This window comes from Sporomusa termitida, assembly GCF_007641255.1.
GTDB classification, from domain to species: domain Bacteria; phylum Bacillota; class Negativicutes; order Sporomusales; family Sporomusaceae; genus Sporomusa; species Sporomusa termitida.
The window spans coordinates 1,495,829-1,517,067 of sequence record NZ_CP036259.1 but is presented as its reverse complement, the minus strand read 5'-3'; the positions used below and the strand labels follow the sequence as shown (position 1 = coordinate 1,517,067).

Annotated in this window: 19 protein-coding genes and 5 tRNA genes; 4 read left to right on the top strand and 20 right to left on the bottom strand. The window is 49.4% G+C overall.

Annotated elements, in window-relative coordinates:
• Window positions 1-67: 67 nt before the first annotated feature.
• The 7 genes from yihA to SPTER_RS06620 form a co-directional block, all read right to left on the bottom strand.
• Window positions 68-706: a ribosome biogenesis GTP-binding protein YihA/YsxC gene (yihA, locus tag SPTER_RS06650; RefSeq protein WP_144349605.1), complete on the bottom strand. Its 639-nt coding sequence runs from the start codon at window positions 704-706 to the stop codon at window positions 68-70.
• Window positions 703-3,021: an endopeptidase La gene (gene lon, locus SPTER_RS06645; protein WP_144349604.1), complete on the bottom strand. Its 2,319-nt coding sequence runs from the start codon at window positions 3,019-3,021 to the stop codon at window positions 703-705. Before lon ends, yihA begins: the two co-directional genes overlap by 4 nt.
• A 145-nt stretch (window positions 3,022-3,166) precedes the next feature.
• Window positions 3,167-4,861: an ATP-dependent protease LonB gene (gene lonB, locus SPTER_RS06640; protein WP_144349603.1), complete on the bottom strand. Its 1,695-nt coding sequence runs from the start codon at window positions 4,859-4,861 to the stop codon at window positions 3,167-3,169.
• A 279-nt stretch (window positions 4,862-5,140) separates the two neighbouring features.
• A complete protein-coding gene (clpX, locus tag SPTER_RS06635) occupies window positions 5,141-6,403 on the bottom strand; it encodes an ATP-dependent Clp protease ATP-binding subunit ClpX (protein WP_144349602.1) in 1,263 nt (420 codons plus the stop codon).
• 12 nt (window positions 6,404-6,415) lie between these two features.
• Complete coding sequence (gene clpP / locus SPTER_RS06630; RefSeq protein WP_144349601.1) at window positions 6,416-7,021, bottom strand: ATP-dependent Clp endopeptidase proteolytic subunit ClpP; 606 nt, start codon at window positions 7,019-7,021, stop codon at window positions 6,416-6,418.
• Window positions 7,022-7,057: 36 nt separating this feature from the next.
• Window positions 7,058-8,347: a trigger factor gene (gene tig / locus SPTER_RS06625; protein WP_144349600.1), complete on the bottom strand. Its 1,290-nt coding sequence runs from the start codon at window positions 8,345-8,347 to the stop codon at window positions 7,058-7,060.
• Between the two features lie 245 nt (window positions 8,348-8,592).
• Window positions 8,593-8,667 (bottom strand) — tRNA-Gly (locus SPTER_RS06620).
• A 159-nt stretch (window positions 8,668-8,826) separates the two neighbouring features.
• On the opposite strand from SPTER_RS06620, the gene SPTER_RS06615 reads away from it, so the two are divergent.
• Both SPTER_RS06615 and SPTER_RS06610 read left to right on the top strand, forming a co-directional pair.
• Window positions 8,827-10,065: a radical SAM protein gene (locus SPTER_RS06615; RefSeq protein ID WP_144349599.1), complete on the top strand. Its 1,239-nt coding sequence runs from the start codon at window positions 8,827-8,829 to the stop codon at window positions 10,063-10,065.
• The gene (locus SPTER_RS06610; RefSeq protein WP_144349598.1) at window positions 10,065-10,421 is read left to right on the top strand and encodes a hypothetical protein; all 357 of its coding nucleotides are present in this window, start codon (window positions 10,065-10,067) and stop codon (window positions 10,419-10,421) included. The genes SPTER_RS06615 and SPTER_RS06610 overlap by 1 nt, the downstream gene beginning before the upstream one ends.
• Before the next feature lie 69 nt (window positions 10,422-10,490).
• On the opposite strand, the gene SPTER_RS06605 is transcribed toward SPTER_RS06610, so the two are convergent.
• The gene (locus SPTER_RS06605) at window positions 10,491-11,075 is read right to left on the bottom strand and encodes a DUF2238 domain-containing protein (RefSeq protein ID WP_144349597.1); all 585 of its coding nucleotides are present in this window, start codon (window positions 11,073-11,075) and stop codon (window positions 10,491-10,493) included.
• 170 nt (window positions 11,076-11,245) lie between these two features.
• Between SPTER_RS06605 and SPTER_RS06600 the strand changes: the two genes are divergently transcribed.
• Window positions 11,246-11,494: a hypothetical protein gene (locus tag SPTER_RS06600; RefSeq protein WP_144349596.1), complete on the top strand. Its 249-nt coding sequence runs from the start codon at window positions 11,246-11,248 to the stop codon at window positions 11,492-11,494.
• Between the two features lie 66 nt (window positions 11,495-11,560).
• Here the strand turns inward: SPTER_RS06600 and SPTER_RS06595 are convergent, their stop codons facing one another.
• The 7 genes from SPTER_RS06595 to SPTER_RS06565 all read right to left on the bottom strand — a co-directional run bounded on the left by SPTER_RS06595 (window position 11,561) and on the right by SPTER_RS06565 (window position 16,197).
• Window positions 11,561-12,124 carry a CDP-alcohol phosphatidyltransferase family protein gene (locus SPTER_RS06595; RefSeq protein WP_144349595.1) on the bottom strand — a complete coding sequence of 188 codons (564 nt, stop codon included), beginning with the start codon at window positions 12,122-12,124 and terminating at the stop codon, window positions 11,561-11,563.
• 145 nt (window positions 12,125-12,269) lie between these two features.
• Window positions 12,270-12,354: transfer RNA gene (locus SPTER_RS06590), tRNA-Leu, on the bottom strand.
• 66 nt (window positions 12,355-12,420) lie between these two features.
• Window positions 12,421-12,496, bottom strand: a tRNA-Lys gene (locus SPTER_RS06585).
• A gap of 126 nt (window positions 12,497-12,622) precedes the next feature.
• Window positions 12,623-12,698, bottom strand: a tRNA-Gln gene (locus tag SPTER_RS06580).
• A gap of 16 nt (window positions 12,699-12,714) precedes the next feature.
• Window positions 12,715-12,790 (bottom strand) — tRNA-His (locus SPTER_RS06575).
• Between the two features lie 139 nt (window positions 12,791-12,929).
• Entirely contained in the window at window positions 12,930-15,437 is a 2,508-nt protein-coding gene (hrpB, locus tag SPTER_RS06570) for an ATP-dependent helicase HrpB (protein ID WP_144349594.1), read from the bottom strand.
• Window positions 15,438-15,537: 100 nt separating this feature from the next.
• Complete coding sequence (locus SPTER_RS06565; protein WP_144349593.1) at window positions 15,538-16,197, bottom strand: hypothetical protein; 660 nt, start codon at window positions 16,195-16,197, stop codon at window positions 15,538-15,540.
• Between the two features lie 259 nt (window positions 16,198-16,456).
• Between SPTER_RS06565 and SPTER_RS24620 the strand changes: the two genes are divergently transcribed.
• Window positions 16,457-16,684 carry a hypothetical protein gene (locus SPTER_RS24620; RefSeq protein ID WP_170233180.1) on the top strand — a complete coding sequence of 76 codons (228 nt, stop codon included), beginning with the start codon at window positions 16,457-16,459 and terminating at the stop codon, window positions 16,682-16,684.
• An 11-nt stretch (window positions 16,685-16,695) separates the two neighbouring features.
• Here the strand turns inward: SPTER_RS24620 and SPTER_RS06560 are convergent, their stop codons facing one another.
• The 5 genes from SPTER_RS06560 to SPTER_RS06540 all read right to left on the bottom strand — a co-directional run bounded on the left by SPTER_RS06560 (window position 16,696) and on the right by SPTER_RS06540 (window position 21,209).
• Window positions 16,696-17,967 carry an ATP-binding protein gene (locus tag SPTER_RS06560; RefSeq protein WP_144349592.1) on the bottom strand — a complete coding sequence of 424 codons (1,272 nt, stop codon included), beginning with the start codon at window positions 17,965-17,967 and terminating at the stop codon, window positions 16,696-16,698.
• 29 nt (window positions 17,968-17,996) lie between these two features.
• Window positions 17,997-19,661, bottom strand: a complete 1,665-nt coding sequence (gene ilvB / locus SPTER_RS06555) for a biosynthetic-type acetolactate synthase large subunit (RefSeq protein WP_144349591.1) — start codon at window positions 19,659-19,661, stop codon at window positions 17,997-17,999.
• A 6-nt stretch (window positions 19,662-19,667) separates the two neighbouring features.
• Complete coding sequence (locus SPTER_RS24615) at window positions 19,668-19,907, bottom strand: ACT domain-containing protein (RefSeq protein WP_170233179.1); 240 nt, start codon at window positions 19,905-19,907, stop codon at window positions 19,668-19,670.
• Window positions 19,908-20,313: 406 nt separating this feature from the next.
• Window positions 20,314-21,021, bottom strand: coding sequence for a class II aldolase/adducin family protein (locus SPTER_RS06545; RefSeq protein WP_144349589.1), 708 nt, complete (start codon window positions 21,019-21,021; stop codon window positions 20,314-20,316).
• 5 nt (window positions 21,022-21,026) lie between these two features.
• Window positions 21,027-21,209: a hypothetical protein gene (locus tag SPTER_RS06540; RefSeq protein WP_144349588.1), complete on the bottom strand. Its 183-nt coding sequence runs from the start codon at window positions 21,207-21,209 to the stop codon at window positions 21,027-21,029.
• Window positions 21,210-21,239 lie beyond the last annotated feature (30 nt).

The following is a 21,239-nucleotide window of genomic DNA, read 5'->3' as shown; positions in this document are numbered from 1 at the left end:
CCTCCTAATTGAATTTGTAATTAAGCAAAAGAGACAGCCTGCCGACTGTCTCCTCAGTGTAGCACTATTATTTTAGCAAAATAATTCTGATTACGTCAAGGAGTTCATCCCGTCCGGCACCGGTAACGGTTGAATAAGTAATAACGCGGCCGCCGGGAGCAAGCACAGGCATATTAAGGCCTGTGCTGATTGCCTGTGCATGCTGTTGAATACGGCTTTTGGGAATTTTGTCACCTTTAGTAGCCACTACCTGAACAGGCAGGCCATGCTCCACCAGCCATTGATAAACGTTTATATCACTCTCCATGGGCGGATGGCGGACATCAATTAATTGGCACACCAGCTTCAGCCGGGTTGATTTCAGCCAGTACTCTTCTATAAAATTAGACCAGGTTGCCCGTGCCGTCTGCGCCCGTTTGGCATACCCGTAACCGGGAAGATCCACAAGCATAAAATCCAGGCGCGACTCATCAGGCAGTTTACCGGTAAGACTAAAAAAATTAATGGTCTGCGTCTTGCCCGGTGTCCCGCTGGTGCGGGCCAAACCATGCCGGCGGCACAGTGAGTTAATCAATGAAGACTTGCCGACATTAGACCTGCCAATAAAAGCAATCTCGGTTAATTCACTCTCCGGGTACTGACCGGCATTCACAGCCGTAGCTACATAGCTGGCCTTGACAATATTAAACGCGGCAACAGCGGTCATTCCGTGGTCACCAATGCTGTTTTAAGCACTTCATCCATATGCTCGACAAGAGCAAACTCCAGACTGCGTTTAACATTAGCCGGGATTTCATCAAGATCACGCTTGTTCTCTTTAGGCAGCATAACCTTCCGGATACCGGCCCGGTGAGCGGCAAGCACTTTTTCTTTTATTCCCCCGACGGGCAATACCCGGCCGCGCAGAGTAATCTCTCCCGTCATGGCGATGTCGCTTCTGACCGGCTTGCCGGTCAGGGCTGAGGCTACGGCGGTAGCCATGGTGATGCCTGCCGACGGTCCGTCTTTCGGAATAGCGCCTTCCGGTAAATGAATATGGATATCCAGTTTTTCATGAAAGTCTTCTTCAATGCCCAGGTCCTTAGCCCGGGAGCGGATGTAGCTGAACCCGGCCTGCGCTGATTCCTGCATAACATCGCCCAATTGTCCGGTCAGGGTTAATTTGCCTTTGCCTCTCATCGTGGAAATTTCAACAGCCAATACATCACCGCCTACTTCGGTCCAGGCCAGACCGGTAGCTACACCTACCTGGCTGGTTTCTTCAGCCTGGGCATGACGATATTTTGTCGCCCCCAGGAATGTATGCAGGTTCTGGGCAGTGATTTTAATAACCGGCCCCTGGTCCTGCACGATTTTGCGGGCGGCTTTACGGCAGAGATTGGCAATATTGCGTTCCAGGTTTCTTACACCCGCTTCCCGGGTATATTCGCGGATAACTTTTTGGATTGTTCCTTCCGAAAAGGAAATCTGTTTGCCCGACAAGCCATGGTCGGTTGTCTGCTTAGGGATAAGATAACGCTTGGCAATCTCGACCTTTTCCTCCTCGGTATAACCGGCAATTGTGATGATTTCCATACGATCCAGCAATGGCCGGGGAATATTATGCATCACATTAGCAGTAACCACCCACAGCACCCGGGATAAGTCATACGCCAGCTCCACATAATGATCGCTGAAGGAATTGTTTTGTTCAGGATCAAGCACTTCCAGCAGGGCAGATGAGGGGTCACCCCTAAAATCAGCACTCATCTTATCAATTTCATCTAAGAGGAATACCGGGTTTTTCGAGCCAACCGTACGCATCCCCTGAATAATCCGGCCTGGTAACGCGCCAACATAAGTCCGCCGATGGCCTCTGATTTCGGCTTCATCTCTAACGCCGCCGAGGGAAACACGGACAAATTTCCGCTCCATAGCGCGGGCAATCGAACGGGCCAGCGACGTTTTACCAACACCTGGCGGCCCCACAAGGCACAAAATCGGACCTTTCATTTTTTCCGTCAGCTTACGGATGGAGAGGTATTCTAAAATACGCTCTTTGACTTTTTCCAGCCCGTAATGATCTTCATCCAATATATTCTCGGCCACAGTAATATCAAGGCGGTCATCGGTCTCCACAGTCCACGGCAATGTCAGCAGCCAGTCCAGGTACGTACGGATTACACCGCTTTCAGCCACCATGGGCGGCATCTTTTCCAGACGGTCGATTTCTTTATTTATCTTTTCCGCTACATCCTTAGGCAAATTCTGTTCTTTGACCCGCTGACGGTATTCTTCCACTTCAGCCGTACGCTCGTCTTTCTCGCCTAATTCCTTTTGAATGGCTTTAAGCTGTTCCCGCAAGTAATACTCTTTTTGTGTTTTTTCCATCTGCTTGCGAACCCGGACGTGAATTTTTTTCTCAAGTTCAAGAATCTCCATTTCCCGTCCTAAAATTTCACACAAGCGTTCCAGCCGGGCATTAACACCAACAGCCTCCAGCAGTATCTGTTTATCTTCAATTTTCAGCGATAAATGGCTGGCGATAAGGTCGGTCAAACGCCCGGGCTCTTCCACTACCACCACCGAAACCAGGGTTTCCGGGGGAATTTTTTTACTCAGTTTGACCCATTGTTCAAACTGGTTAATTGCCGTACGGGTAAGTGCTTCCGTTTCCGGTGTCTTCGGTTCCACGTCGGAAAACTCGCGAATCTGCACCTGATAATAGGGATCAAAACTGATAAATTCTTCAATCTCCCCCCGGTGCAGACCTTCTACCAGCACCCGGATAGTGCCGCCTGGCAGCTTCAATAACTGTTTAATTTCAGCGACAGTGCCCACTGAAAAAATATCTTCAGGCTGAGGTGTGTCATTTTGAGCATCTTTTTGTGTTGCCAGCATGATCAGCCGGTCTTGAACCATGGCTTCTTCTAAGGCGCTGATTGACTTTTCCCGGCCAACATCCAGATGAATAATCATATATGGGAAAACTAATATGCCTCTGAGCGGCAAGAGTGGTATTGTACGCCGTTTTTCCGCCAAAATTATTTCCTCCCTTCGGTAACCCGCGGTATCAGTAGTTAATAATAGTTTCAACACCGCTATGTAAAATATTCTGAGTGATTAGCAAAAAATCCTTTTATTTGCCAATAATAACAGCCGGGTTAGTTAACCCGGCTAAAATTAATCATACTTTATCAATACCGGCAGCAGCAAGCACCTCCGGCATGGCCACCGGTATATCCTTCCGCAGAACTTCACCGTTTTTAACCATTGCATGTTTCAGCACTTCCTGCAGAGTTTCCACCGGTATAACCTCAATATCCATATCGGCATACAACTCTTGCCAGTTTTCCTTGGGGATAATGACCCGGCGTGCTCCGGCCTGCTTGGCAGCAGTTACCTTCGCACTTACACCGCCGACAGGTTTTACCAGGCCGCGGATAGAGATTTCACCGGTCATGGCCACAGTATTATCAATTGGCAGATTGAAAATCGACGAGTAAATCGCAGTTGCGACCGTCACACCGGCTGATGGTCCGTCAACAGGCACGCCGCCTGGGAAGTTAACATGTATGTCATATTTGGTATAATCAATGCCAAATTCCTTGGCCAAGACGGTAAGTACATTGTCAAGCGAGCCTTTGGCCATACTCTTGCGGCGCATGGTACGCCCCGGCGAGCCTATCTCCTCTTCATCAACAACCCCGGTAACCGTCATTTTCCCGGTACCATAATTGTTGGGTACGGCCGTTACCTCCAGTTCCATTAGCATACCGATATTGGCTCCATACACAGCCAACCCGTTTACTACACCTACCTGAGATTTGGCGGGAATCTTTTTCTCCGGGCGCGGACTATACTGGCCAAAATTGATTACCCACTCAACATCAGCTTGGGTAAGGAGGTTATCATTTTTACAACTGCTTTGGGCAATACCCGCAGCAATCTGGATGATGTTCACAGCCTCACGCCCGTTTGTGGCATAACGCTTAATGACTTCTAAAGCACCATCATCAAGGGTATAGTTGATTTTTTTGGTAGCGTTAAGAGCTACTTTAGCAATCTCGTCGGCCAGCAGCGGCCGGAAAAATATTTCCACACACCGGGAGCGGATGGCCGGAGGAATATCCTGGGGCATGCGGGTTGTTGCCCCAATCAGTCTGAAATCTGCCGGCAGTCCATTTTGAAATATGTCATGGATATGCTGTGGTATATTAGTATCTTCACTATTATAGTATGAACTGTCCAAAAATACTTTCCGGTCTTCCAGCACCTTTAATAGTTTATTCATCTGGATATGATGGAGTTCACCGATTTCATCAATAAACAGCACGCCACCATGCGCTTTGGTTACAGCGCCCGGTTTGGGCTGGGGAATTCCGGCCATCCCCATTTGTCCGGCCCCTTGATAAATAGGATCATGGACCGTGCCGATCAATGGATCGGCTATACCACGCTCATCGAATCTGGCGGTTGTGGCATCTAGTTCCATAAATTTAGCCGCAACCCGAAAAGGTGAATAACCATTACGCCTGGCTTCATTAAGTACCAGACGCGCTGCCGCAGTTTTGCCTACACCAGGGGGTCCGTAAATAAGAACATGCTGCGGGTTGGGACCGCACAGAGCGGCACGGAGCGCTTTAAGACCTTCTTCCTGACCGACAATTTCAGAAAAGTCGGTGGGCCTGGTCTTTTCAGCTAGCGGTTCAGTTAAGGATATCTCTCGCATTTTTTGCAATTTGTCCATTTCTTTTCTGGATTCGCGCTCCACCGCCATCTTGTTGCCTTGCTGCGATTTTAGCAGGTTCCAAAAATAGAGCCCGATCACCACGGCAAAAAACAACTGAATCACACTGATAATATTTACAGCATAATCCAAAATTCAATGAACCTCCTTTCCCGAGCAAAAGATTTGAGTGTTTTTAAATTACCATGTGTCTAGTATAGGCAATGAACATGATTTTATCCTGGCAAAACCCGGCAGGCACATTGCAAAAAAAGCGGGTACCATTAAATACCTGGCATTAAAAACTTGGCTTGTGCCAAGTCCTTTAGGACGCCGGCAGCCGCCTGAGATTTTTCTTATCCTTAGATCCGGACCTCAAAATTTTATGATTTTTGCTGGGGTAAAAAATAAGGAGCCGGCCGGCTCCTTTTGTTAAGCAGATTCTTCTTTTTTCTTTGTTTTTCGTTCCGCAGTCACCAGCACCGGTTCCTCTTTGTTAACAATAACCTCTTTGGTGACAATGCATTTGGCAACATCCGTCCGTGACGGAATATCATACATTACGTTTCGCATGATGCCTTCGATAATAGCCCGCAGGCCCCTGGCACCGGTGTTGCGCTTCAAGGCCTCAGCCGCAATCGCTTTTAACGCCTCATCTTTAAATTCAAGCTGAACATTGTCGATTTCCAGGAACTTCTGATACTGTTTTACCAAAGCATTTTTGGGTTCGATTAAGATCCGCACCAATGACTCTTCATCAAGTGCGTCTAAGGTGACAATAACAGGCAAACGCCCGACAAACTCGGGAATAAGCCCAAATTTAAGCAGATCCTCAGGCAGAATATTTCTAAGAATCTCACCCAGAAGCTTCTTTTCCTTACTGCGGACTTCAGCCCCAAACCCCATAGATTTTTTACCGGTTCTGGCGCTGATCAGCTTGTCAATGCCATCAAAAGCACCGCCGCAGATAAAAAGAATATTTGTGGTATCAATTTGAATAAACTCCTGGTGGGGATGCTTACGCCCACCCTGCGGTGGCACACTGGCTACCGTACCCTCCAGTATCTTAAGCAAGGCCTGCTGTACACCCTCGCCGGAAACATCGCGGGTGATTGAGGGGTTTTCTGATTTACGGGCAATTTTATCAATTTCATCAATATACACAATGCCCTTTTCGGCTTTTTCCACATCGTAATCAGCAGCCTGGATAAGTTTTAAGAGAATATTCTCTACATCCTCACCTACATAACCGGCTTCAGTTAACGAGGTGGCATCGGCTACGGCAAAGGGAACATTGAGAATTTTAGCCAGCGTTTGTGCTAACAACGTTTTACCACTGCCAGTTGGACCAAGCATAATGATGTTGGATTTTTGCAGCTCAACATCATCCATTTTAGCCCCCAGATTAATTCGCTTGTAATGATTGTACACAGCTACAGCCAGAGATTTCTTAGCTTCCTCCTGACCAATGACATACTGGTCAAGAATGTCTTTGATCTCTTTGGGTTTAGGAACATCCCTGAGCTCAACATCCATATCTTCGCTCAGTTCTTCTTCAATGATCTCATTGCAAAGTTCTATACATTCATCACAAATATACACTCCTGGGCCGGCAACAAGTTTCTTTACCTGCTCTTGCAGTTTACCGCAAAACGAACACTTTAGTTGACCCCTGTCATCACCGAATTTCAACATATTACCACCTCTCTACTTGGGAGTCTCCTTGTGTCTGTCACCCCGCACCACAACTGAGTCAATAAGGCCGTAGTCTTTCGCCTGCTCACTGGACATGAAAAAATCACGCTCCGTGTCACGCTGAATTTTTTCTAACGGCTGACCGGTATGATGGACAAGGATGCCATTTAAATGTTCCCGCATACGGAGAATTTCCCGAGCATGAATTTCAATATCGGTAGCTTGCCCTTGCGTACCACCAAGAGGCTGATGAATCATAATGCGTGAATTAGGCAGGGCATAGCGTTTACCTTTCGCGCCGGCTGCAAGCAGCAATGCACCCGCACTGGCGGCTTGCCCCATGCAGGTAGTCGTTACGTCCGGCTTGACATATTGCATGGTATCATACATAGCCATTGCCGCCGTTACCACTCCCCCCGGGCTGTTAATATATACATGAATATCTTTCTCCGGATCCTCCGACTCCAAAAACAGCAGCTGAGCAATAAACAAATTTGCCACATTGTCGTCAATCGGTCCGCCGATAAATACAATACGGTCCTTTAATAGCCGGGAGTAAATATCATAAGCTCGCTCACCGCGGTTAGACTGCTCTACTACAATTGGCACATAGGGCATAAAAAATCACCTCAATATCTAAATTTTTTATCTAAATTATTGGGCTGCAACACTATCAATTACTAATTGTGCAGCTTTTTTACGCAGGACTGAGTCGTTAAGCGCCTGAAAACGGTTTGTTTCACGAATCACTTTGACAATCTCTTCCACTGTTGTTTGATAGTTTTGCGCCATGGATTCAATCTCCCGCTGCAGGTCTTCAGGCGCAGCAGTAAAGCCTTCCGCTTTGACAATAGCCTCAAGCACCAGGTCGGTCTTTACATTATATAAGGCCGCAGTACGGTAGTTTTCCCGCAGGGCTGCCATATCCATTTTAGTATATTCAAGATATTTTGCAAGTTGCATGCCGCGCTGCTGTAAATTTACATCCAGGTCCTGAATCATGTTATCAATTTGATTCTCAACCATTACGTCCGGAACATCAAGTTCAGCCCCATCAACTACAGCTTTGATGGCAGCAGCCCGGAACTCACGTTCGGCTTTGTCGGCAGCAGTCTGTTCTAACTTATTCTTAATATCGCTTTTTAATTCCGCCAGCGTATCAAATTCCCCGGTCTCTTTAGCGAACTCATCATCAAGCTCCGGCATTTCCTTGCGTTTGATGTCGTGGATATTAACCGTAAACTTAGCCTCGTTGCCAGCTAATTCGGCCACAAAATAATCTGCCGGAAAAGAAACACTTACCTCCCGCTCATCCCCCGACTTAGCCCCAATCAGTTGTTCTTCAAAGCCGGGAATAAAGCTGCCAGACCCGATTTCAAGCGGATAACTCTTGCCTTCGCCGCCATCAAAAGGAACGCCGTCCACAAAACCTTTAAAATCAATAATGGCCAAATCACCTTGTTTAAGTTCAGCGTCCTCTACCACTACCATTTTGGCATTGCGGCTGCGGTTTTTTTCCAGTTCACTATCCACGTCTGCATCAGTAACCTCGGCAGCCGTCTTTTCTATTGTCAGACCTTTATATTGACCTAAAGTAACTTCAGGTTTTTTAACGACAGTAGCTTTAAACACTAACGGTTGATCTTCCGCTAGCGTAACAACTTCAATTTCCGGACGACCCACAGGATCAATTGCTTGTTCCTCCAATGCTTTGGCATAGGCCTGAGGAGCCAGAATTTCGAAGGCCTCGTCAAGCAGTGCCTCTTTGCCAACACGCATTTCCACTACTTTACGGGGAGCTTTACCTTTACGGAAGCCGGGTATGTTGACCTGATTAGCCAGCTTGCGGTATGCTTTTTCAACAGCCTTAACCACCTCAGTCTGGGGTACCTCAAGATTAAGCACCGTTTTATGATTGTCTATTCTTTCCGCTGTTACCTTCATTTATGTATTTCCTCCTTATTAAATTAACTGCTGACACAGCTTATTAATTGTCAACATAGTTCTCCCGTAAATAGTATTCCCATTATTGACATAAATTTTATGGGGTTCTTGGATTAACCAATATTTTTTTTGGCCAGTGTCCATAATTTGTAGCAATGTCATGGATAATATCATAACACAAGTAAATAACAAAGACAAGATATGAGCAAAAAACCCAGCAGTTCTGTGCTGGGTTATGTGTAATATGGAGCGGAAAACGAGATTCGAACTCGCGACCCTCGCCTTGGCAAGGCGATGCTCTACCGCTGAGCTACTTCCGCGTTTACCTCGTCAAGAACATTATTTATCTTATACCATAATCAATTATTTGTCAACCTGAAAAATTTGCTAATTAATTCTCAGCTAACACCTGCCTGACAGCCTGCATATTATGTATCAGGGATATACAACGAAACAATATCCTGAAGGAGGCTGGCCAGTTGCATTACCGGCTGAACAAAGACTGCGTGCTAGTAGAAGGCCAGGCCCGGGGAGCTATTTATGCATTAACCACAGGCCGGGTATATTCAATTAATCAGGGTGCAGTAAATTTATTGCAGGCCTGCCGGCAAGCGGCTCTGGAAGACATAATGGACCTTACTTTATCTGATAACAAACTCTATCTGTCATTTCTTGATAGACTGACAGCGCTCGGGCTAGGAGCCGGTTATACTGATCCCCCCCCTGACCAGAAGAGAGCGCTGTCAGATTATAAGCCCCAGCTAGAATTTCTTTGGCTGGAACTTACTACCAGCTGCAACAATCGCTGCCTGCACTGCTACTCGGCAAGCAGCCCCCATACCCCTGCGGGTTTGGTGCCGCATAACCGCTGGCTTGACCTCATTAGCGAGGCCCGCCGGCAAGGGGCAAACAGTATCCAGCTTATTGGGGGCGAACCATTGCTGTATCCCCGCTGGCAGGAACTTATTGTTAAAGCCCGTCAGGAAAACTACGAATTAATTGAAATTTTCACGAATGCTACGCTTGTCAATGACGACTGTATTGATTTTTTTAAACAGCATAATATCAGCATTGCTACGACCATTTACGCCGACAATGCTTTGGTTCACGACACCGTGACACTTCATGAGGGCAGCTTCGAAAAAACCATGGCCGCTGTTAAAAAGCTATTAGCTAACGATATCCCCCTGCGCATTGCGTCAATTATTATGCAAGCCAATGAGCATGAAGTGGAAAACATCATGAATTTATACGCCCGGCTCGGGCTGGAACCGGCTCCGCCTGATGTAGTACGCCCCACCGGGCGGGGCGATGATCAGGCCCTGCTGCCGCTTACCTACAGTAAACCAATGATTAAACCGCCGTTTTTTACTGATGCGGAAACGTTTGATAAATCCCGGAAGTTTCACAGCTGCTTGGCCGGCCGGGTTGCTATTACCGCCAACGGCGACGTTATCCCTTGCATATTTGCCCGCGATCAAATCTGTGGAAATATATTGAAAAGTTCACTGGCTGACATCCTTAATGGACAATTGCTGGCCGAGTGCTGGTGTACGACTAAAGATTGTGTAAATAAATGCAAGGCCTGTGAGTATCGTTATGCCTGTTATGACTGCCGGCCGCTGGCTCAGGGTACCGACCCGCAAAAGTCGTGGCAGGCCGCACCTGCCGACTGTCTGTATAACCCTTACACCGGAAAATGGGAGGAGGATAATTAATGTCTGATGAAAAATACAAAAAACCTAAATGGGAAGCCCCTAATATCGAAGAGTGGAATGATGATTTTACTGATGACGAGTTTGATGACGAAGAGTTTGATGAGCGGGTAAATAATATAGGCTGCCGCCCCTCCTGGTCTCCCTGCCGGCCCAGCCAGCCAATCGGCTGCCGCCCCTCCTCGTCTTCCTGCCGGCCCAGCCAGCCAATCGGCTGCCGCCCTTCCTGGTCTCCCTGCCGGCCTAACCAGCCAATCGGCTGCCGCCCCTCCTCGACTCCCTGCCAGCCGAATGCATGCTCACCACGCTTTTGCTGGCCCCGTAAATGCAAACCCAATCGTCCCTGCATGCCTCTGTAAATAAAGCAAACGCGGCCGGGCCGCATCTGGGCGAAAGCAAACGCCTCTGTGTCGTTCTATACTCTCTGGCTATTTCTTATCAAACCGATTATCATTAATTTGCAACACAATTATCAGATGCACAGCAGCAATAAACGCCCCGATCACATCGGCAATTAAATCAAGGTTTGTGTCCAATAAACTGGGTTGACTGGGAACACTGGGCTTAATCGTCAAGTCGCCGATAAATTCACCAATTTCATAGAAAACCCCGATACTTAACCCCAGCGATATAACAAAGATAAAGCTAAATGTGCGGCTTATTGCCGGTTGGGTAAGCTGACAAATCAGATTATAAAAAAATAAGGAAAATGTATAGCTGCCGAAAACATGCTGCAATTTATCAAAGATTGCCGACGTAGTGTATAAATTCATATACAGCCCAAAGAAACTATCACTAAGAATTGCTGTTAACACCAGTATGCGTATGGTATGGGGAATTTTAACGGTATATTTTACCTCCAGCCAGGTAAGCACTGTCAGCAAGCAGGTTTTTACCGTTATGTTTTGCGCAAACTCATATCGCTCCTGTACTGCCAAGGCAACAATAATGGCAATCATGCTCAAGAGAAATAGGCCTGTGAGGAAATAAAGAAGCTTGTTATGGTCTGTCAACGAGACACCTCCCTGCTCTTATTATTGTCCAGTTTAGGGAAACTATAATCAGCAGGCCCTGCTGCCAGGACTAATGCCAGCCGCCTCTTCCGTAGCCGGAGAAGTATATGGTATGATAATTCCAGAGGGTTACGGCTACAAAACATCTCATTTCCCGGGAGGGCAGTTTAATGAGGGCAATTGTAAGCAAAGATTTTTTTCTCAGTCAGACACTCCCCATTAAAAAGATTGACCGCATCGCAATCTCGGCCTATGGCGGTGATTTATTCGGCACCGGTTTAGGCAGTGCGGAAAATTTCCGGATACCGGCTCATGTATTGGAACCCGGGCAGGTGATTCTTAACACAGCCGAATGGTGCAGCCTGCTGGCCAGAGTCCAAAATTGGCCGGCCAGCATGGACATTATCAGCTTAAAGTAGTGGAAGGAAAATAGCTGGTGCAAAATTGCGCCAGCTATTTTTTAGTTTTTACCGGAATTTTCAGGTTTAATCTTTTGTGGCCAGGCTCTTTCTATTAGCGTTGTATTTATTGGAAGTAACCAATATCGCCATTTCTTCCAAGGCAGATAGCAGGGCGATGATAAATACAGGAATTGCAAGATAAAGCGGCATGTAGCCCAATAAAACACAAATAGGTAAAGCAAGGTAGAGGGCCAGCCCTGCTGCTTTATTCCCGGTAGAATGCAACATACCCCATTGCTTAAATTTGATTTTTGTTATCAAAAAATTGGCTGCGCGCATTATTGTTACAACCAAGCCGCCTGTTAGGACCAGGCTATCTGTATATATACTGGTCCGAAAGAAAAGCACGGCTACGACAACAGCCCAAAAAATGAAATCCCCCAGGCTGTCTAGCTTAGAGCCTAATTTTGTTGCCGCGTTGTACTTCCGCGCGATATAGCCATCGGCAATGTCGGTGATGCCGCATACAATATAAGTTATTGTAAATAAAGCAGGTGATTCTGAAAGAAGCACTAGCAATAAAGCGAGCACAATCCGCAAACATGAAAGCACATTGGGTAATCCGGCCATAATAAAAACCCTCTCCATGCCATTATTTAGCTATAGCATACTTTATCCCGCCAGGTTATATTCGCTGCCTGCAGGCGGGCGTGCCTTCAGCTGTAGAACCTTGCCGGCCTATATGCAAAGAGGCCGCCCGCTATGGGCAGCCTCTTTTTTCATATCAAAGTTTTGGTGCGGGAGACAGGAATTGAACCTGCACGCCTCACGGCGCTAGATCCTAAGTCTAGTGCGTCTGCCAGTTCCGCCACTCCCGCATTAAATCAGCAGCTTACGCTGCAAAAGCTATATTATCATAGTAGTAGTACTATGTCAATACCATTTGGTGACCCACCCGCGACTCGAACGCGGGACACCCTGATTAAAAGTCAGGTGCTCTACCGACTGAGCTAGTAGGTCGACGTATAAATACCGATAAACAGTATACTGTAACCCTGCATATTGATGAACCACTCCGCCTGCATTCAGCAGCAACAGGAGAAAACGCAAAGCTGCGCTGGCAGCTCCTTATGCAATAGAATAAGTTGGCAGGGGCGGCTGGACTCGAACCAACGCATGACGGAGTCAAAGTCCGTTGCCTTACCGACTTGGCGACGCCCCTACAAATAAATTTGAATTGGGGTGACTAGAGGGGTTCGAACCCTCGAATAACGGAGCCACAATCCGCCGTGTTAACCACTTCACCATAGCCACCATGTGAAACATCGTTTAACGACAGAGTTTATTCTATCATGCCAAATTCAATATGTCAAGCATCATTTCTATCAAGAAATCCCCCGCTATTGCTGTATTATCAGCTGCCCCGGTACCTGTTTTTAAGCCAGAATAAACTTCACTCCGCTTTAATCGGTTTTGGCCTGGCGCGTCTTGTCGGGACAGCCTTCATTGGTTCATCAGGCCAGGGATGTTTCGGATATCGTCCCAGTAAATCCCGTTTTACCTCAAAATAGGTTTTAGACCAGAAATTAGCCAAATCCTGCGTAACCTGCACAATCCGCTGGGCCGGCGACAGCAAATGCAAGGTTAAACAAACCTTGCCGCCGGCAATACGCGGCGTTTCACTAAGTCCGAACATTTCCTGAATTTTTACCGCCAGTACCGGCTGCTCGGGATTGCTGTAATCTATAGAAATTCTTTGCCCGCTGGGCACAGTCAACTGAGCCGGCGCGTAGGCATTAAGCTCCCGTAGCTGCTCCCGGCTAAGCATGGCTTCTAATATAGACGCAAGGTTTAACTGCGCCAGCTGAGCCCGGGCGGTTAATCCATACACATACGGACCCAGCCAGTTTGCAAGAGTAGCAAGCAGCCCTTCATCGGCAACATCCGGCCAGTTCTGTTCCTGCTGATGAATGAACAGCAGGCGTTGACGCAACTGCCGCGCGGCCTTTGTCCAGGGCAAAATGCTCAGTCCCTCACCGGCGATTCCCGCTAGCAAAGCCTCTAACACGGCGGCTGGATCAGGCTCAGGCTCAGGACTTTCTTTTAGAATCAGTGTCCCTAACCGTTCGCCTACCTTGGCCCGCACCGCCTGCACCGACTCATCCCAAGCAACGGTTGTCTCAGTGACGATTTGCGGGGCCAGATAACACCTCAGCTCCTCCAATGTTACAGGCGCAGCAAGAAAAATACGGCTGTCGCTTCCTTGGCCATCAAGATCTGCGGCCACTATATAGGCGTTGTGCGCCAGCGGCTGCGTCTCAGCGATTATGGCACCACGCCCGTTCTCTAACAAAAACCGGCCATTGTCCCGCTGCTGCCCGATTCGGTCCGGATAGGCCATAGCCACGACCAGGCCGCAGGCTTCAATATCCTCCCGACAGTCAGCGGCAATCCCGAATTGCTGTTTAAGCTGATTGCTTGCCTGCATAATCCGCCGGCATACAGCTGCATCTATATTTTGCGCGGCCAGCCAGGCCGTATCGTTTTTGTTATTTGCCAGCTTGCGGATCATATCAACACGCAGACGCAAATCAATGTCAGCTCCGCTGAAAAAATCCCGTTCACTGAGAATCGCCGCAAGCTCACAGGCCAAGCCGCCCAAACCAAGCTCTGCAGCCTTAAGGATCATATGCGCCAGGCGCGGGTGTAAACCGCTGCGGACGATTTGCCGCCCATGGCCGGTGATAATGCCATTGTCCATCGCGCCCAACCGGTTAAGCAGCTCGCAGGCCTTGAGGAATGCGGCTGCCGGCGGTGCATCCAGCCATTGCAGCTGTCCGGGGTCAGAAACGCCCCAGGCTGCCAGTTCCAGTGCCAGTGCTGTCAGATCGGCAGCCAAAATTTCCGGCGTAGCAGCAGTCTCTAAATATAAATCCTCCTGTCTGGTCCAAAGCCGGAAACATACCCCCGGTCCCAGCCGCCCGGCCCGGCCCCGCCGCTGATCGGCAGACGACCGCGATACCCGCACGGTTTCCAGGCGCGTCAGGCCGGTACGGGCTGAAAAACGCGGCACACGCATTAAACCGCTGTCAATAACAATGCGGACCCCTTCTACGGTAAGGCTTGTCTCGGCAATGGAGGTCGCCAGAACAATCTTACGCCCCCCCTGCGTACTTGGTAATATAGCCAAATCCTGGGCGGCCAGCGATAATCCGCCATACAGGGGGGCAACCTGCGCATATTTGCCGATTCCTGCCCGCATCAGCCCGGCCTGGACACGCCGGATCTCGCCGGCGCCAGGCAAAAATACCAATAGATCGCCTGAACCGGCAGCGAGAGCTCTGCCTACAGCTTTCACAACAGCAGCTTCCAACCGTTCTTCCCTGCGCTGCTCCAGATAATGAGTCGTTACAGGATAAGCCTGGCCACTGCCGCAGATTACAGGGGCGCCGCCCAGCAGCTCAGCCACGGCTTCCGCCGCCAGGGTTGCCGACATGATCAATAACCGCAGATCCGTTCTCAGTACAGCTTGTGCTTCTACCGCCAGTGCCAGCCCCAGGTCCGCCTGCAGACTGCGCTCATGATATTCATCAAATATAATAAGCCCTACCCCGGCCAAGGCTTGGTCAGCCTGGAGCATGCGGGTAAGTATGCCTTCGGTAATCACCTCAATGCGCGTTCGGGGTCCGGCACAACTGTCCAGCCGGACCCTGTACCCCACTGTTTCTCCCACTTGTTCGCCCAGCAATTGCGCCATATAGCGGGCAGCCGCCCGGGCCGCCAGCCGCCGGGGCTCAAGCATCAGGATGCGCTGGCCCCGGAGCCACTCTTCGTTCATCAGGGCCAGCGGAATACGGGTCGTCTTGCCTGATCCCGGCGGCGCCACCAGCACAGCGCTGGCCTGGGCAGTAAGTGCGGCCTTAAGATCAGGCAGTATATCTTCAATAGGAAGCCGGTTCATTTGTCACCTCATAAGTATGAACAAGTAATGTTATTTATTATTATAGCGGAAAAATTAAACCGTACAAACCACTTTTACGGCTGTACGGTTTACTCTCTGCTTAAAGTTTAGTCGCAACTACACAACTGATGCCTTTGAGCGTATAATCCTCTTTGCTCCCCTGATTAATAGCCGGCACATACAGATCAACCTCCCTGAACTCACGCACAGCATAAGAGACATTTAAGTATGTAGCTTTTCCCAGCTTGCGGCTAACCCCGGCTTCCCAGAATAAAGTGTCACTGCCGGCAATGTAGGCGGCAAACAGAGCCGACTTATCATCAAGCTGCCTGGACCCCGTTAAGCCAAAATGCAGGCCTGAGACTTTCGCATCACTAATCAGGCTGCTATAAGATACCTTATTCTGCACCCAGCCGGCAACAATAGAGACTTCGGGACTCAGCCTGTACAGAAGGTTAACTTCCTGTAAATCCGAAACACCGTGAATCGTGCGGCCGAGCGCCGCAAAGTCTTCTGATACAAAATGCCCGCCTTTGTACTGCAGCGCAAAATTGTCGCCCAGACCGGCAGCAACCCCGTACTTAAAGCCGGATTTGCCATCAACCGAATCATCGATTGCGCCTTTGCCATTAAAAGTTGAATTTAATGTGCTGCCAAACTCAACGGTTACTGCCCCCGGAGTATAATCAACCGCCGGCGATGCCAATGCCGCAGTGCCTGCGAAAACGAGGCCCACTGTTGCTGCTATGATCTTTTTCAAGTAAATTCTTCCTCCTCCGACTTTTAAAGGCTGGATATATTAGCTGGTTCTTATACCCACTACTATATAATACCACAAAAAAGCCAGATGTAAATCGGAGACTAAACAGTCAGCGCCTGATTTGCATTTCTGCAAATTAGGCGCTGCTTGTCTCGGCTGTTACCACAACAGCAGAGCGGACCGTCAGCCTCAATGGCGGTATCCAACTTCACCTGGCCCTGTCGCCATTATGTCAAAAATTGCTCCCCCTTAAGCTGCTATGCAGGCACAACCGGCCTACCGGATTGCCTTTATGCCACCGCCAGGCTGTGGCAATGATCTTTCTGATATCGGTATACCCGGGCTGCCACCGCAAAGCCTGGCGAATTTTGTCCGCGCAGGCCAGAACATGGGCCCTGTCCCAAATCGTTTACATGAATATAAATTCTTTTTATCTGCAAATTACAACAATAAAAAGACTTGGTTTAGACCAAGTCCAAATGTATAGCCGACAGTTAACTAATTGGCAATATTTCCTCCCAGATAGTCAATAAATTGTTGGGCAAGCCGGCCTGAACGCCCGGAGTGCGACATTTCCCAGCGCAATGCCGCACTCCGCAGCTCCTCCCGGGGCAGGTCAATACGGTTCTTCCGGGCAATCGCTTCCACCATCTTAAAATACTCTTCCTGATTGGGTAATGCGTAGAACAGGGTAACCCCAAAACGGTCGGCCAGCGAAATCTTTTCATTAACCGTATCCTGCCGGTGCAGTTCACTGCCGTCCCGGTCATCCCAGGTCTCTTTGATCAGATTCCGCCTGTTGGAAGTCGCATAAATCAAAACATTGTCCGGCCTCACCTCGACCCCGCCGTCAATAAGCGATTTTAGAATCTTATATTCAGCCTCATACTCTTCAAATGATAAATCATCAATAAAAACGATGAATTTTTGGCCCCACTGCCGCAGAATTTTCATAATCTCAGGAATTTGTTTAAAATCAGCTTTCGCTATTTCAATAATCCTGAGACCCTGATCAGCATAACGGTTGACCACTGCTTTTACCGAGGATGACTTGCCCGTCCCCCGGGCACCGACCAGCAGCACATTATTAGCCGGTTTACCGCTCATAAAAGCCTCGGTGTTTCGCACAAGTTCGGCTTTTTGATATTCATAGCCGATGATATCGCTTAACTGGACAGGATCAGTATGACCGATACCGGCAAGCTCCCGTTGTTCCGCATCCCATTTAAAAGCATAATAGCCGGCTAACCGGCCACAGCCGTAACGGTTGTAATACCCGCTGAGAGCCTTAACGACAGCCGCCGGTGCCGGGCTTGCCGCAACGTCCAGAAACAGGGCCCTGAGCAAACTCAGATTCTGAAGTCCTGCCTGCCGGCTGCCCTGCACCCCGCTTACAGGCCGGTAGTCTTCAATAACGGCATTGACTTCAGCCCCTAACCCCCTGGCAATGCCGGCCTTAAACATCTCCTTTAAAATAACAACATCATGGGCAGCAGCCTGCACCAGGCTGCTGCCGGCCCGGACCCCGGCTTGGCCGGCAACGCGGCTGAATATATTTTCATCAGTCCCGATTAGTGTTAACAGATAGTTTTCCGGGATATTGCCGGCCACCTGATTTATTTCAGCCCATTCAATTAACCGGGCGCCAATGGCATACTGATTGCCGGGAGTTCCCTGGCCGCCGGGTGATCGAAGCCCCTTTACAATATTATCATTCAGTATGTTCCGGTAAATCAACAGATTCTCCAGCCTGCTGCCGCTTTCTGTCATAATAACTCCTCCCGTAATTGCAAAGTATCTTAATCAATAAACCGGTCAATTGGCTGGCCGGGATAAACCATCGGCTTAACAATCAGGTCTGTCTCAATATCAACAAGAATTACTGTTGGCACCGCCGACGCCAGCGCCTGTTTAAATGCGGCCCGGAATTGCTCCCGGGTAGACGCTGCCAAAGCCACTGCCCCGCAGGCCCTGACAAACCCGGCAAAATCAAATTCCGGCAGGAGGGTGGAGGAATAACGCTTATCAAAAAACAACTGCTGCCATTGCCGCACCATCCCCAGAGACCGGTTATTCAGCAGCACACAGGTTAATGGCAGCTGCTGATTGACGACAGTATAGAGCTCCATCCCGGTCATTTTAAAAGCACCGTCGCCGGCAATCAGCACTACTTTTTTATCCGGACAGCCGGCCTGGGCCCCCATTGCCGCCGGTAAACCAAACCCCATCGTCCCCAGGCCGCCGGAGGTTACCCAGTTGCGCGCGCCGTCGATTTTAAGATGCTGGGCCGCCCACATCTGGTTCTGGCCGACATCAGTAACCCAGGCAACCGCCAGCTTGGCTGTTGTTTCCGACATATGCCGCATAATCCAGGGCGGGGTCAGTCCTTGACAGTCATCGAGCTGTGGAAACTGCTGCTGCCAAGTATAAATCTGCTGCTGCCAGGCCACCAGCTGCCGCTTGTTAATTGTCAGGCAAGCTGCCAGTTGTGTCAGCGCCTGCCTCAGGTCGCCGGCAATAGTAATATCAGCCGTTATATTCTTATCAAATTCGGCCATATCAATATCAAAATGAATGACCGTCTTCCCTGTCGCATACTGCTTGGGATCGCCGGTTACCCGGTCGCTAAAGCGGGTTCCCACCGCCACAATAACATCAGCATGCGTTACTGCCAGGTTAGCGGTTTTATGCCCATGCATCCCTGTCAGTCCCAGCAGCCGGGGGTGGCCGGAGGGAATTACCCCCAGACCCATTAGAGTGCTGACTACCGGCATACCACAGCAATCAGCAAGCTGCAGAACTTGCTGCTCGGCCTGTGCGGCTTTAACACCGCCGCCAATAATCAGCACCGGCTGCCGGGCCGCCGCCAAAATCCTGCCAGCGGCCTGCACCTGCTCTGCCGGCGGGCTGGCTGGGGCCGGCGCCGGCCAAGGGGCAGCAGCTATTTCCGGGCAATAATCAGTTGAACCTAACAGGATATCGCGGGGAACATCGACAAGCACCGGGCCGGGACGTCCGCTCACGGCAATAGCAAAGGCCTGCTGTATAGTCTCAGCCAGCATGTTAATGTCTCTGACCAGAAAATTATGTTTAGTGACCGGCATCGTAATCCCGGTAATATCAATCTCCTGAAACGCATCCCTTCCCAGCAAAGAGGTGGCTACCTGCCCGGTAATGGCCACCACCGGTGAAGAATCCATAAACGCGGTGGCCAGGCCTGTAACAAGATTGGTCGCCCCGGGCCCGGATGTGGCAATACAAACCCCGACGCGGCCGGTAGCCCGGGCATAACCGTCGGCAGCATGGGCCGCCCCCTGTTCATGTACCGGCAGAATATGACGTAACGGCGCATCATACAAAGCATCATACAAGGGCATGATCGCCCCGCCGGGGTAGCCGAACACCGTATCAACCCCCAGGCTGAGCAAACTATCAACGATTATTTTACTCCCTGTTGTTCGCATTAATAGTTAGCCCCCCATACAGCGATCCTCAACTTTGACTACATCAACCAGCTTAGCAACATGACTCAGTAACTGACGGGGCGCAGCCTGGCTGGTAACCACCGCCGTAACCTGAACATGCCCCTGACAGCTGTCAGGTTCCACCGAAAGGCTCTCAATGACATAACCGCGCCGGTATAAAAGCCCTGTCAGCCGCACAAGTGAATCTCCCTGTCTTTTCAGTATAATTGAAATCCCCTGTTTCATAATACGCCAACGCCCCTTTCCAATTAAAAACCGCCCCTGTTGTATAGGTAAACCTACACAACAGGGGCGGAAATATCCGCGGTACCACCCTGCTTTTACACTCATCCACCGGCTATCACCGGTTGCTCTGTTAACGTAGAGCCTACGCCCCGGCTTAGAATGCTCCGCAGTTGAACTGCGGATCACGTTGGGCAGGGAGTTCATGGGTGATTTAGAATAGCCGCACCGCACCGGTTCACACCAACCACCGGCTCTCTGTAACGGACTTTGCGGGTATTCCGCTCCCAGTCATCACTGTTCTGAGTACAATATTGGATTTATGTTCTTACTGCATACACATCATTGCATCACAACTAAACTTTGTATACATTATCCCAAAGTCAGAGCCCAATGTCAAGAGCATTTGTTACATTTCATCTTGTTTTTTTATATTATTCCGGCTGCACTGTAACGGGCACTCTACGCCGCAGATGTTTGCCGGCTGTTTTTTCAGTGCATAAAGTTTTTTGATCTGACCGGCGGTCAATTCCTGTGAACAGCCTAATTGCATTGACAAAAAAGTCAGTTTGGCATAAAACTCCACCGATTCCAGTTTATGATAGGCCGTAATCAAATCGGCGCCCCAGGCCAATGCGCCATGATTTGCCAACAGCACGGCGTCAAATTTTTTCAGGTAAGGGGCAACAGCCTCCGGTATTTCCTGGGTAGAAGGGGTTCCGTACCCGGCTACCGGGACACAGCCCAGGGCAACAATGGCTTCGGCAATTAACGGCTTATTGAGCGGCATATGGGCAATAGCAAATGTGGTGGCATACGGCGGATGAGCATGCACAACAGCCCCGACATCAGGGCGGTCTTGATAAACCTGCAGATGCATTTTCAGTTCTGAGGAAGGCTGCCAGTCAGAGTGGGACATAATCACGTTGCCGGCCAGATCAACCTTGATCATCATCTCCGGCGTCATAAACCCCTTGCTTACCCCGGCCGGCGTCGTAATAAGCTCACGCCCGTTCAGTTTTACTGTAATATTGCCGTCATTGGCGGCGACAAAGCCACTGTCATACATGCGTTTACCAATCCCGCATATTTGCTGTTTAATCACATTTTCGTTCATCGCAGTTATAACCGCACCTTGCCGGCCATATATTTTATCACAATTTTTAAAATATAACTGAACGTTACCCCATAGGGAACCCGGTCCTGATTTACCGTTGCCAAAACACCACCCTCGCATTTCGCCAGCATACTGACAGAATCTGCAACAGCAGCTTGCCGGTCACAGCGCCGCCTTTGGTTAACCATAGTCTCACTCTCCCGTTGATTAGCTTACTG